General features: G+C 51.0%; 8 protein-coding genes, 1 tRNA gene and 1 riboswitch. Of the genes, 5 read left to right on the forward strand and 4 right to left on the reverse strand.

Annotated features, from left to right (window positions below; genetic code table 11):
* The first annotated feature begins 649 nt into the window (after positions 1–649).
* A complete protein-coding gene (locus QZQ29_RS06445) occupies positions 650–2,155 on the forward strand; it encodes an IMP dehydrogenase (RefSeq protein ID WP_273187675.1) in 1,506 nt (501 codons plus the stop codon).
* Positions 2,156–2,315: 160 nt separating this feature from the next.
* Positions 2,316–2,391, forward strand: a tRNA-Ala gene (locus QZQ29_RS06450).
* Positions 2,392–2,473: 82 nt separating this feature from the next.
* Here the strand turns inward: QZQ29_RS06450 and QZQ29_RS06455 are convergent.
* From QZQ29_RS06455 to greA, 3 genes are all read right to left on the reverse strand, one after another.
* Positions 2,474–3,022: a folate family ECF transporter S component gene (locus QZQ29_RS06455; protein ID WP_296961355.1), complete on the reverse strand. Its 549-nt coding sequence runs from the start codon at positions 3,020–3,022 to the stop codon at positions 2,474–2,476.
* A 47-nt stretch (positions 3,023–3,069) separates the two neighbouring features.
* Positions 3,070–3,185: riboswitch (THF riboswitch) on the reverse strand.
* Between the two features lie 574 nt (positions 3,186–3,759).
* A complete protein-coding gene (gene lysS / locus QZQ29_RS06460; protein WP_296961358.1) occupies positions 3,760–5,700 on the reverse strand; it encodes a lysine--tRNA ligase in 1,941 nt (646 codons plus the stop codon).
* A 33-nt stretch (positions 5,701–5,733) separates the two neighbouring features.
* Complete coding sequence (gene greA / locus QZQ29_RS06465) at positions 5,734–6,207, reverse strand: transcription elongation factor GreA (protein ID WP_296961361.1); 474 nt, start codon at positions 6,205–6,207, stop codon at positions 5,734–5,736.
* Between the two features lie 980 nt (positions 6,208–7,187).
* On the opposite strand from greA, the gene potE reads away from it, so the two are divergent.
* From potE to QZQ29_RS06480, 3 genes are all read left to right on the forward strand, one after another.
* Positions 7,188–8,564, forward strand: coding sequence for a putrescine-ornithine antiporter (potE, locus tag QZQ29_RS06470; protein ID WP_296961363.1), 1,377 nt, complete (start codon positions 7,188–7,190; stop codon positions 8,562–8,564).
* 355 nt (positions 8,565–8,919) lie between these two features.
* Positions 8,920–10,050, forward strand: a complete 1,131-nt coding sequence (locus tag QZQ29_RS06475; RefSeq protein WP_296961366.1) for an aminotransferase — start codon at positions 8,920–8,922, stop codon at positions 10,048–10,050.
* Positions 10,051–10,216: 166 nt separating this feature from the next.
* Positions 10,217–11,116, forward strand: coding sequence for a DMT family transporter (locus QZQ29_RS06480; protein ID WP_296961369.1), 900 nt, complete (start codon positions 10,217–10,219; stop codon positions 11,114–11,116).
* Positions 11,117–11,930: 814 nt separating this feature from the next.
* Here the strand turns inward: QZQ29_RS06480 and QZQ29_RS06485 are convergent.
* Positions 11,931–12,953: a uroporphyrinogen decarboxylase family protein gene (locus QZQ29_RS06485; RefSeq protein WP_296961372.1), complete on the reverse strand. Its 1,023-nt coding sequence runs from the start codon at positions 12,951–12,953 to the stop codon at positions 11,931–11,933.
* Positions 12,954–13,338 lie beyond the last annotated feature (385 nt).

Here is a 13,338-nt window from a genome sequence, read left to right on the forward strand (position 1 = left end):
TCGCGTCGACTGATTCCTTGCATTGAATAAAAATACAAGAATGAAATCCGATAACGATTTAATCAGCGCTTCCTTAAATGGAAACGCCGCGCTCTGCGGCGTTTTTTTGATTGGCCCATGGGGCCAAAAGCTCGAAATGGGAAGGTTGACGGGGCCGGCGGCCCCGAAGTTTGACGGCCCATGGGGCCGAAGGTTCTTAGGTTTGACAGCGTCCTTTGGCCGCTGAGGGTTGCGGTGTCGCCCTACGGGCGATAAGCATAAAGACAACGTTACGGGATTTCCCGCCGGACACAGTCATTCTTAGCCGCAGGCGAAGAATCTCGGTACACGGCGATATAGTCCACCAGCCCACTAAAGAAGCCCGGCCAGCGGGAAGTCGACAGCCGACAGCCAATAGCTGGCCACCTCACTGTCTCACTGTCTCACTGTCTCACTGTCTCACTGTCTCACTGTCCCGCTATCCCACTGTCCCACTGTCCCACTTATCTTCCCCCTTTTCTCCCCTTCCAATATAGGCTATAATGGGTAAAAATATAATAAAAGCATAACAGATGGGTTCCCTGCAAAAAGCACTTGACCCTTTGCAGGGAAAGATGTATATTTATCCTTAATACCCTGTTATGGAATTTTTTTACTCAAGGAGGAAATGATGGCAACCTACATTAATGAACCGGCACATACCTTTAACGAATATCTCCTGATTCCGGGATATTCCGATACGAACTGCATTCCTGCAAACGTGTCCCTGAAGACACCGCTGGTGAAGTTCAAAAAAGGTGAAAAACCGGCTATTACATTAAACATCCCCATGGTTTCTGCAATCATGCAGGCCGTATCCGGTGAAAGACTGGCAGTGGAACTGGCCAGGAACGGCGGCGTTTCTTTCATCTACGGTTCCCAGACCCCGGAAGAGGAAGCAGCCATGGTTGCCAGAGTTAAAGCCCAGAAAGCAGGCTTTGTTCCCAGCGATTCCAACCTTTCCCCTGAAAACACACTGGCCGACGTGCTGGCACTGAAAGCAAAGACCGGCCATTCCACCGTAGCCATCACCGACGACGGCACCTCCGGCGGCAAGCTGGTGGGCATCGTTTCCAGCCGTGACTACCGTGTAAGCCGTATGGACAAATCGGAAAAGGTCAAAAATTTCATGACTCCCCTTGAAAAACTGGTTACCGCCAAATACGGCATTACCCTTTCCGAAGCCAATGACATTATCTGGGACAACAAAATCAACTCCCTCCCCGTGCTCTTTGAAGACGGCAAACTCTACGGCTTCGTATTCCGCAAAGACTACGATTCCCATCAGGAAAACCCGAACGAAATGCTGGATGCCCAGAAACGCTTCATCGTCGGTGCCGGCATCAACTCCCGGGACTATGAAGAACGGGTGCCGAAGCTGGTAGACGCCGGCGCAGACGTGCTCTGCATCGATTCCTCCGAAGGCTTCTCTGAATGGCAGAAGATTACCCTGAACTGGATTCATGAGAAATACAACGGCAAAGTCAGAGTAGGCGCAGGCAACGTGGTAGACCGTGACGGCTTCCTCTTCCTGGCTAAAGCAGGCGCTGACTTCGTCAAGGTAGGCATCGGCGGCGGTTCCATCTGCATTACCCGTGAAACCAAAGGTATCGGCCGCGGCCAGGCAACCGCCCTCATCGAAGTATGCCAGGCAAGAGATGAATACTACAAGGAAACAGGCATTTACGTACCGGTATGCTCCGACGGCGGCATCGTTTATGACCACCACATCACCCTGGCCCTGGCCATGGGCGCTGACTTCGTCATGCTGGGCAGATACTTCGCCCGCTTCGACGAATCCCCGACACAGAAGAGAACCGTAGGCGGCACGGTGGTGAAGGAATACTGGGGCGAAGGTTCCAACCGTGCAAGAAACTGGGGCCGCTACGACCTGGACGGCTCCAAGAAGCTGGCCTTTGAAGAAGGGGTGGATTCCTACGTCCCCTACGCAGGCCCACTGAAAGAAAACGTGGAAAAAACCTGCGCCAAGATTAAAGCCACCATGTGCAACTGCGGCGCCATCACCATTCCGGAACTGCAGAAAAAGGCAAAACTCACCCTGGTCTCCGCTACCTCCATCGTAGAAGGCGGCGCCCACGACGTCATCCGGAAAGAAAAAGACGGCTCCGACCGTTAATCATTATCACAAGGAAATCAAAAAGGAAGCACTTTTCGGAGTGCTTCCTTTTTTGGTATCAAGGCAGCGAAGAGAGAAAAAAAGCTGCCCATAGAAAACTCTGATTCAGCGGGCTCTTCCCTTGCAATTCATAAGAACCCTTTGTAAAATATACATGTATGGGGACGTAGCTCAGCTGGGAGAGCGTGCGGTTCGCATCCGTAAGGTCGAGAGTTCAATCCTCTTCGTCTCCACCATACCATACCATTACGCCCTGCGGGGCGTTTTTTTTTAGAAAAGCGGTATTGCTTAAAAACAATTTTATGAATGAATCAATAATCAGTGCTTTCTCAGGGCTTGCACTGCTTCCTTTTTCCCCACAGCCAGAAAGGATATCCGGTCATACATTTTCCGATAAAGAAGCATGAAAAGCCCCACTTCCATGGGGAAGCAGATGAGATTCTTGATAAGGCGGCTCATAAAAATGGCAGAAGCCGCCTTGTCGTAATAAAGTACCAGCCACAGAGTATTCAGCCCCAGATGGATGAATACCATCACCAGGAAGAAGGGAATGCACACATAGGGAAGGGTGAGTCGGTGTCCATAAAAGAACTTCCCGTAAATCCAGCCGGTAAGAAATCCGGAAAGCAGGAATCCCGGAAAGAAAATACTGGTACCCAGGCAGGCGGTGCCTATGAAATCAGAGAGAGCCGCCACCAGGCCTCCCTTCCAGGGACCGTAGAGAGCCCCTGCCAAAGCGATAGGCAAAAAGCCGAAAGTGATTCTGACAAAGGGTGTCTGGACGGCAAAGACATAGGACAGAAGCACTGCCATCGCCGTCAGGATACCCAGAACCACCATTTCCTTCTCTCTGTTTTTCTGCATCATAAAAAGACCTCCTTCATGCATGGCTGCATGGAAAGGGGTCTCCATGCAGCAGCGGGATGCAGCATGGGCACCGCAAGCCATGCTTTTCGTCCGGATGACAACTCCCCGTCCATCCGGCACTAGGGGAAAATGCTTTTCCCCGCGCGCCCATACTTACTCTGCTAAGGAAGCGCTGATTAATTCGTTATTTGCTTTTATTCTTGAATTTTTATGCAATGCAAGGAATGAGGCGACGCGAATAGCGAGCTATTTAAGGAGTCTCATGACGCAGCAGTGCATAAAAATTCTTATAAAAGCAAACTCTATGAATGAATCAGTGCTTCCCTAATATAAATATGGTTCAGTATAGCACGCCGGTCAAAAAATGCAATAAAAGAGCTGCCAAAGAAATAAGCGGCCATCAAGTGAGCCAAACATCACACGCCACTCTGTCATTTCGAGCGGAGGGAAGCGCCGGAATGATGCAGGCGGTTCGTGGAGATAGTGAAAAGGAGTCGAGAAATCTCCTTCCGGGCTGGCACTCCGCAGGATGGCAGGCAATTTCCGGACTCAAGAGCTTTAAGCCCCCAAAGCATTCATCATTCATTCCACAGCTCCGCTGAAGATGACACAGCAGCAGGCCCCTTACAGCCATCCCGAAATTCTATCTTTAGTCATGGTAAAAGCAAAAGGACTATGAAGAAATGATTCATATTCTTCACAGTCCTTTTTTATCGTTTATTTTCAGATTTTATAAATCAGTACAGCTTGGCTCCGGCAGGGATATGGCGGTCTACCATGAGGAGGTTCAGTTTTTCTTCCCCTTCTTCATGATGAACAGCGGAAAGGAGCATGCCGCAGGAGTCGATGCCCATCATCTTCCTTGGCGGAAGGTTTACGATGGCAATCAGTGTCTTTCCTACCAGATCTTCCGGTTCATAGTAGGCATGAATGCCGGAGAGGATGATGCGGTCTTCCCCTGTGCCGTCGTCAAGAACGAACTTCAGCAGTTTCTTGCTCTTGGGCACTGCTTCACAGGATTTGACTTTCACTGCCCGGAAGTCGGACTTGCTGAAGGTGTCAAAGTCCACATAGTCCTTGAAGAGCGGTTCGATTTCCACCTTGGAGAAATCGATGGGTTCATTGTCTTCAGCCTTAGCCAGTTCTTCAGCTTCCCTGGCGGTCTTCTTTTCCAGTGCCGTTTCCGGTTTCATAGCCGGGAAGAGGAGGACGTCGCGGATGGAAGCGGAGTTGGTCATGAGCATGAAGAGACGGTCAAGGCCAATGCCCAGTCCGCCGGTAGGCGGCATGCCGTATTCCAGGGCGGTGAGGAAATCTTCATCGATAGGATGGGCTTCGTCGTCGCCGTGCTTTCTTTCTTCCACCTGCAGTTCAAACCGTTTTCTCTGGTCGATGGGGTCGTTTAATTCGGAGAAACCGTTGGCCAGTTCGCGGCCGTAGATGTAGGATTCAAAGCGGATGGTATAGCGGGGATCCTTGGTATCCAGCTTGGAAAGCGGGGATACTTCGATGGGGTGCTTGGTGATGTGCACCGGCTGGATGAGATGTTCTTCCACATAGGCGTCGAAGCATTCGGAGAGAATCTTGCCGAAGCCGTCGAATTCGCCGTATTCCACATGGAGCTTGTCCGCAATGGCTCTGGCCTCTTCGATGGTCTGGCAGGCATCGAAATCTTCGCCGGTATATTTCTTCACTGCTTCTGCCATGGTAAGCCGCGGCCATGGCGGGGTCACGTCGATTTCCGTGTCCTCATAGGTGAATTTCATGGAACCGTAGGAAGCCATGGCGCAGGCAGCCACGATCTGTTCTGTCTGGTTGATGACGTCTTCGATATCGCCATAGGCCTGGTAGGTTTCGATGGCGGTGAATTCCGGATTGTGGCGGGTGTCCATGCCTTCATTTCTGAAGTTTCTGGTGATTTCAAAAATCCTTTCATAGCCGCCTACGAGAAGTCTCTTCAGATAAAGTTCCGGAGCAATGCGCAGGTACATGGTCATGTCCAGTGCATTGAAATGGGTGGTGAAGGGCTTGGCATTGGCGCCGCCGTAAAGGGGCTGCAGCACCGGTGTTTCCACTTCCAGGAAGCCATGGTCCGTGTACCATTTGCGGATGGCAGACATCATGGCCGCTCTCTTCACGAAGGTTTCCCGTACTTCCGGGTTCATGATGAGGTCCAGGTATCTCTGGCGGTAACGCTGTTTCTTATCTGTCAGGCCATGCCATTTTTCAGGCAGCGGGCGCAGGGACTTGGAAAGCATGGTGAAATGGATGACCCGTACGGTGAGTTCGCCGGTGTGGGTGGTAAAGACGGTGCCTTCAATGCCCAGGATATCGCCGATATCCACCAGTTTGAAGAGGGCCCATTCATTTTCCGGAAGTTCATCTCTCTTGAAATACACCTGAATGTCGCCGGACTGGTCACGAAGGACGCAGAAGGCTGTCTTGCCCTGGCCGCGGCGGATCATGATCCTGCCGGCAATGCGGACATGGGTTTCTTCCTTTTCCAGCGTTTCCGCTTCTTTCCTGATATCCGCTGCGTGGTGGTCCCAGTCGAATTTCTGTCCGTAGGGTTCCACACCTAATGCACGGATTTTTTCCAGCTTTTCGCGGCGGATAAGCATCTGGTCATTCAGTTTCGGACCGCTGTGCTGTTTATTCTGGTTTTTATTGTCTGTCATTCCTTAACCTCATTTCCTATCAGTCAAATCGAATCATTCTTCAATCGAAATGACTTTGTATTTCAAAACGCCGTTCGGCGTTTCTGCTTCCACCGTGTCACCGGCCTTGGCACCCATGAGGGCACGGCCCACCGGGGATTCGTTGGAAATACGGCCTTCGAAGGGATTGGATTCAGTGGAGCCTACGATGGTCACCTTTTCCTTCAGATGTTCTTCCATATCTTCAATGACCACGGTGGAACCTACATCTACCCGGTCCTTGGTCACTGTTTCAATGACCTGGGCGGTGCGGATCTGCTGTTCCAGCTGGAGGATGCGGCCTTCCAGGAAAGCCTGGGCATTCTTTGCTTCATCGTATTCGGAGTTTTCGGAAAGGTCGCCCATGGCAATGGCTGCCTTCAGGCGCTGTGCGATTTCCGTACGCTTTGTGGAACGGAGTTCGTCCAGTTCCTTCTTCATTTTTTCAAGGCCTTCTCTGGTGACCAGAGTACGCTGCATTTCTGCCATAAGAATCTGCCTCTTTTCTTTAATACTTATACCTTATATAGACTGTCATATGGTAATTCCTAAACAGGGCATATTTCATAGTATATAGCAAAATGAAGGGTGTAGTCAAACGATTTGCACAGAGTTTCCCATTTCCATGGCGTCCGGTGTCATAATACAGCCATGCTGTCCCCGCTGCCTGAATCTACTAAAATATTTTTCATATAAATGCATTATGACTGTCACCGTGCACACCCATTCCCCAAACCGCCTCCCGCCTGTCCTGATTTTCATCCCTGCTTTCTCACCGGAAGGCAGGGATTTTTCATATCTTTTCCTATAAAATATTTCTCTAGGAAACCCAAGAAAAAATATATTATTCTCATTTTCTCCCGCTTTTTCTCAATTTTGAATGAAAAATTTCCCCTGTGGGGTTATTTGGGGCAATTTGGGCCCGTTTCAGGCGGCACAGGGCTAATAGAAATTTACGCCTTTTTTACATAAATGGATTTTTATACACTTCTGATTTGTTTTTATGCATGATATTCATATTCCCGCCGACCCTGAAAACCCCGAAATGCCCATGATTGGGCCCTTCCGGGGTTTTTGTGATTTTTACCATGAAATTTTACAATACATCATGATGTATCATTCCAATCCATGCCAAACCATGATGGCCATTATTTTTTAACGTTTTTCTCCTTTTTCCTCAAAAGTTCTCAAAAGTCCATATGAGTTCGGTGAAAAAATTTTACAAAAAATTTTGTAAAAAAGTCTTGTCATCTGATTTCATTTATGGTATATTGCAGTAAATAAAAATTCATCGCGCCCTGCCCCGTGTGCAGTTGAGCAGCGAACCGTTACCAGATAACGGATGGTTTTCTTTATGCCCTGTTTCTTTCACCTTTATAGAAAGCAAATGGGGCTCGTGCATGCCTTGATGATTTCATGACTGCATCATCCGGTTTACCCCGGGACAATATTTTCCCCCAATACGCTTCATGCGGTTTGGATTAAGAAAGAAGGGAACAACCTTGTCTAAGAGCAAAAAAATGGGAGTGGTACAACTCACAACAGTAACAGCCATCAATATGATGGGTTCCGGTATTATTCTTCTGCCTGCTACGCTGGCGGAAATCGGAACAGTTTCAATTTTCGCATGGATTCTGGCCTCCATCGGCGCCACCATTCTGGCCTATGCCTTTGCACGCTGCGGCATGCACACCTCCAAGGTAGGCGGCATGGGCGGCTATGCAGAGTACCGTTTCGGCAGAGCCGGAAATTTCCTTTCCAACTTCTGCTACACCATTTCATTAATCATTGCCAATGCAGCCATCGCCAGCGGCGTCGTCAGCTACGGTTCCTACGTATTCGGCCTCACCCTTTCCCCTGTGGAAGTGTGCATGGCCACCATCGGCGTCCTCATCCTGGCAGCCACCATCAGCCTGGTAGGCCCCAAGAAATTCGGCAAATTCAGCTCCCTCGGCGTTTTTTGTGTCGTATCTCCAGTGGTAGGCCTTCTCCTCTGCGGCTTCTTCTTCTTTGATACCGGTATCTATACAGAAGCCTGGAATCCCGGAAACCTGCCATTCTATGAAACCATGAAAGACTCCATTGCCGTCATCATCTGGGCTTTCCTTGGTCTGGAAACTGCCTGCGCCAATTCCGATACCGTTGAAAATCCGGAAAAGAATGTGCCCATTGCCGTACTGGCCGGTACACTTCTGGCAGGTGCCTGCTACACCACTTCCACTGCTATCATCGGCGGCCTCGTACCATACCAGGAACTGATGAAATCAGGAGCTCCCTTCGGACTGGCCTATGCTACCATGTTCGGTGAAAAGGCAGGATACATCGTTTCCTGCATGCTGGTATGCTCCTGCTTCGTATCCCTCACTGCATGGCAGTTCACCGTTTCCGAAGTAGCAAGAGAAGCTTCCTCCATCGGTCTTTTCCCGAAATTCCTGTCCAAGGTCAACCGTTTCCGTTCCCCCTATGTGGCTATCGGATCCCTGGTGGCCATCCAGGTCATCATGACTCTCTCCACCATGAGCCCCACCCTCTTGAAGCAGTTCAATGTGCTCATCAACCTGGCTGTCATGATTAACCTTATCCCCTACCTCCTGGCCATGGGTGCCGTGGCGGATCTGCAGAAAGCAGAAGGCATTCCCCATGACAAAGCAAAGCTGGCCAATGCAGCAGCCATTGTGGGCGGCATTTACAGCTGCTACGCCGTATACGGCTGCGGCTGGACCGTCATTATGGAAGGCGCCTTCGTGGCAGCCATGGGCCTTGTGATTTACGCCCTCATCTCCTCCCGCCTCCGCTATGCGCCGGCGCCCAGAGTTTCCACCTATCCGCCGATTGATAAGAAATAAAAACGAAGAAAACTCCTTCGGATATCCGGAGGAGTTTTTTAGTGGGGATTCATGAGCTGGTGGGACAGTGGGACAGTGGGACAGTGGGACAGTGGGACAGTGAGACGGTGAGACGGTGAGACGGTGAGACGGTGAGACGGTCAGAAGATAGAAGATAGATATCAGTGTTCCCTATGTATGTTCAGCCCCCTTGACAACAGCGCCGCCGCCATGGTACAGTATGCACATATTCATATGAAACTCTTCCCTGTCACCGGATGGGGAGCCAAGAGGGTTTATTCCTGCTGCAGGTGGATATGGCGAAAGCCATTGAAAGGCAGGAATAAACCCTCTTTTTTTTACAGGAGGTTATACCATGAACATTAAACCCTTTGCCGTAGAAGAATGGATGAACGCCTATGAAACAGGCGCCAGGTACAACATTGCAGAAACCTGCGTGGATTCCGTTTCGCTGGATGAGCTTTTTGAACTGTCCGGAACCGATAAGGCATCGTTCCTTAACAAACTCTGCGCCCGCCGCCTCACCTATGGCGCCATCGAAGGCTCCCCGGATTTGAAGAAGGGCATTGCATCCCTGTACCGCACCATAAAGCCCGGTGAAATCGTTCCCACCCACGGCGCTTCCGGCGGCAACCACCATGTGTTCTACTCCCTTATCAATCCGGGGGACAAGGTGATTTCCATCATGCCCTCCTACCAGCAGCTCTACTCTATTCCCGCCTCCCTTGGGGCTGATGTGAAAATCATGCACCTCCAAAAGGAAAACCGATACCTTCCGGACGTGGAGGAACTGAAAAAGCTGGCCGAAGGCGGCGTGAAAATGATCTGCCTGAACAACCCCAATAATCCCACCGGCGCCCTGATTCCGGAGGATATCCTTGAAGAAGTGGTGAAGATTGCCAAAAGCTGTAACGCCTACCTTCTGGTGGATGAAGTATACCGCCACCTCACCCAGGACGACGAATGGCAGCCCTCCATTGTGGATATGTACGAAAAGGGGATTTCCACCTCCTCCATGTCCAAGGTATTCTCCCTGGCCGGTGTCCGGCTGGGCTGGATTGCCACCCACCACAAAGAGGCACTGAAGCTGCTGTGGTCCCACCGGGACTACAACCTCATCAGCTGCGGCATGATTGACGATGCCATTGCCGCCCTGGCTCTGGCTTCCAGGGAAAAAATCCTTGAAAGAAACAAAAAAATCGTCCGGGAAAATTTGACCATCCTGGACGACTGGATGAAAAAGGAACCCCACCTTTCCTATGTGAAGCCCACCGCCGGCACCACCGCCCTGGTGTACTACGATTTTCCCATAGACTCCTACACCCTCTGCCGGCAGATGTATGACAGCTGCGGCGCCTTCGTCACTCCCGGCGACTGCTTCGATGAACCCCGCTCCATGCGTATCGGCTACGCCGCCGACAGGGACACATTAAAAAAAGGCCTTCAGGCCATGAGCACCTTCTTCCGCTCCCTGGAAACAAAGTAACTCTCTATCTTCTACCTTCTATCGTCTATCTTCCATCTTGCCTTTTCCCCTGTCATATGGTAGACTGCAGACAATAAAACCTTCATGGTTGTGGATTTTTTCAGAAATTTCTGTTTTCGCCGCACAGTACTTCATAGAAGTGCTGTGCTTTTCTTTTGGAGGAAATATGCACAAGGGATTCTATGCATTGATTGTATTTTCTGCCGGTGCCTGCTACGGGGTGCTGTCTGCCTTCGTGAAAATGGCCTATGCCGCCGGCCTCACCCTCACCGACGTGAGCGGCATGCAGTGCCTTTTCGGCATGGCCTTCCTTTGGCTTTCCGCCCTCTTCACCGTAAGAAGGATACCCTCACCCTTCCAGATTCTTTCTCTCATGTCCATCGGCATTCCCATGGCCCTCACCACCATTTTCTACTACCATTCCCTGGAAAGCCTGTCCGCCTCCCTGGCGGTGGTCTTCCTCTTCCAGTCCATCTGGATGGGCAGCGCGGCGGAATCTTTGATTTTCAGAAGGCTGCCGGAAAGGAAACAGGTCATTTCCATCATCCTCTGCCTTACGGGCACCCTGCTTTCCGCAGGGCTTCCGGAGGGGGAACCCCATTTTTCTTTTTCCTCCGGCATGGTGTGGGGCCTTCTTTCCGCCCTGTCCTACACCACCATGATGTGCGCCAGTTCCCTTCTGGGAAAGGGCGTGCAGCCTGCATTGAAGGGCGCCCTCATGTCCACCGGCGACACCATCCTGACCTTTCTTCTCCTGCCGCCGGTGTTTCTCCTTGACGTCTCCTCCTGGCCGGTCCTTCTGCCCTACGGCCTTCTCCTTGGCATTTTCGGCGTAGCCCTGCCGCCCTTCCTCCTGGCCTGGGGCATGCCCCACGTGGGCCCGGGCCTTGGAACCATTCTGGCGGCGTCGGAACTCCCAGTGGCCCTTCTCATGGCCCTCCTGGTACTGGGCGAATCCATCACGCCTCTCCAGTGGGCAGGCATCGTCCTCATTGGTCTGGGAATTGTGCTTGGGAAAATAAAAAAGGGCTGTGAAAAAATGATTGATTTCTCCCCAGATAGTTAGACAATTTGGCGGCAGACGCCTTATCATAGGTCTGCAAGGAACAAATTGACGCAAACACTCATCCCGCTTCATTGTCATTTCGACCGAAGCCGGTCAGCCGCCAATAGGAAAGCCTCTTATTGGGCAGGCTAGAGGCCAACTTCGGCTGACTTGGAGACTCCATGCAGAGTCTCCACAGAGTGGAGAAATCTCCCTCTCCCAATGGTACAAGCCGCATTGGGGCGGAGATCTCTCGACTCAGAGTCTCAATAGAGCCAAATACCTTTGCTTTCATATCGACATGCAGCTCCGCTCGAGATGACAATGCGGAGAACAGCTTACTGTTATTTTTGGCAATTTTCTGAGTCTATAACCGAAGTGGAAAAGGGGCTGTGAAGAAATGTTTAAACATTTTTTCACAGCCCCGGGTTCAGAAAAGTAAAAGTTTAACGGCCCTGTGGCCCGAAGGTTCGAGCTATTTAAGGAATCCCATGACGCAGCAGTGCATAAAATTTCTTATGAAAGTAAACTCTATGAATTAATCAGTGCTTCCCTAAGGGTTCTTAGGTTTGATGCGCCTATTGGCGCGAAGGTTGTGGTATCGCCCTTGGACACGCCTGCGGCGTGAGGGTTCAAAAGGTTCAGAGGGTTCTGGTATCTCCTTCGGCGATAATTATAAAGACAGCATTATATACTTTAACGCCGGACACAGTCATTCTGACCCCGGGCGAAGAATCTTGGTGCCCGCCCATATTGATGCCCACCAGCGTACCAGCTCACCAGCTCACTATCTCACTATCTCACTATCTCACTATCTCACTATCTCACTGTCCCACTAATCCCCCAGCTTCATTTTCCCCTCTATTTCTTCCTTTGCCTTTCTTACGAAGGAGAGCATTTCTTCGTCCAGGGGATAGCGGATGACGCAGCCCGGAGAGAGGATGACCTTTCTGCCGCCGGTCTGCTTCAGGGTTTCGTAGATTTCTCTTTCAATTTCATTTTTATGGTGCTCCGTAATATCCATCCGCTCCAGGCCTGCCATGATGCACCTGCCGGTCATGAGCTGGGCTTCTGCGATTTCCGGCAGGGATTCCCATGCGTGCCAGTTGAAGACCTGCACCGGATATTTTCGAAGGAGGGGGAACATAATGTTTTTCCCGTGGGCATGGAGTACATTGCACCAGCCGGAGGAAGCGGAGAGTACCGCCAGGTCATAGGGCATGCCGTATTCCCGGTAGAAGGATTCTTCCGTTAAATTGTAGGAAGAAAGCTGGGTGGCGAAGAAGATGCCGTCGGCTCCCAGTTCGATGACCCGCTGCACCAGAGCGCAGGTGGTTTCGGTGATGACCTTCAGCGCTGCCTTCACCTTGTCTCCATGTCCCTCACGGATGTGGTCCATCATGGAGGGGCAGAGCTTATTGGCCGTGGTTAATGGGCTGAACACCGTAAATACCACCGGCACTTCCCCCTTTGTTTTGTTCAGGAGAAGCTTCAGGTATTTCTGCTCCCTGGCCAGGGCGCCTTCATTCACAGAAACGGGCCTAAGCTTCAGCCAGTCCTCCGGCGCCTTCACCGGCGTCTCCGTAATCCTGGCTACACCGCCTTTGGGTACGTCGCTGAAATCGGTTTTTGCGCCGAAGTCTTCTACGCTGTACATGCCGTTGTTCATGGTTTTCAAAATATCCACGTCATACTTTTTATAAAAATCATAGGTATGCTCTGCATTGCTCACCGGATCCAGGTCAATCATGGGCAGATGGGTCCACAGGGAATAGGGAACATGGTCCACCGCTTCGCCGCTAATAGCCGCCTGGATGCGTTCCTTTTTCGTCATGGCAGAAATGATTTTCTTTTTCATAGGATTCCTCCTTAGGGATAAGGCGGCTTCGCCGCCGGGTTCATAGGGTTCAGCGCCCTTCGGGCGCAAAAGGTTCTAAAGACTCTCGGGCCCCAGGCCCGAGGGTTCTCAGGTTTGACAGCGGCCTTTGGCCGCTGAAGGTTGTGGATTGCCCTCTGGGCAATAAATATATATGCCGCCTTCGGCGGCAGACTCGCTGCGTTCGCCCCCTTTGATGCCTGCGGCACCACCTTTCCTAAAACGGGGGCACTAGGGAAGCGCTGATTAAATCACTGTCTGCTTTTATTCTTGAATTTTTATGCAATGCAAGGAATGGGACGACGCGAATAGCGAGCTATTTAAGGAGTCCTATGACGAAGCAGTGCATAAAAATTCTTATAAAAGC

Origin of the sequence: uncultured Dialister sp., assembly GCF_900538805.1 — a bacterium.
GTDB lineage: Bacteria > Bacillota > Negativicutes > Veillonellales > Dialisteraceae > Dialister.

Bases quoted from the DNA above. Each gene is read 5' to 3' on its own strand.
- QZQ29_RS06480 (WP_296961369.1), top strand. From the start codon at position 10,217: ATGCACAAGGGATTCTATGCATTGATTGTATTTTCTGCCGGTGCCTGC.
- lysS (WP_296961358.1), bottom strand. From the start codon at position 5,700: ATGACAGACAATAAAAACCAGAATAAACAGCACAGCGGTCCGAAACTG.
- QZQ29_RS06445 (WP_273187675.1), top strand. From the start codon at position 650: ATGGCAACCTACATTAATGAACCGGCACATACCTTTAACGAATATCTC.
- potE (WP_296961363.1), top strand. From the start codon at position 7,188: ATGCGGTTTGGATTAAGAAAGAAGGGAACAACCTTGTCTAAGAGCAAA.
- QZQ29_RS06455 (WP_296961355.1), bottom strand. From the start codon at position 3,022: ATGATGCAGAAAAACAGAGAGAAGGAAATGGTGGTTCTGGGTATCCTG.
- greA (WP_296961361.1), bottom strand. From the start codon at position 6,207: ATGGCAGAAATGCAGCGTACTCTGGTCACCAGAGAAGGCCTTGAAAAA.
- QZQ29_RS06475 (WP_296961366.1), top strand. From the start codon at position 8,920: ATGAACATTAAACCCTTTGCCGTAGAAGAATGGATGAACGCCTATGAA.
- QZQ29_RS06485 (WP_296961372.1), bottom strand. From the start codon at position 12,953: ATGAAAAAGAAAATCATTTCTGCCATGACGAAAAAGGAACGCATCCAG.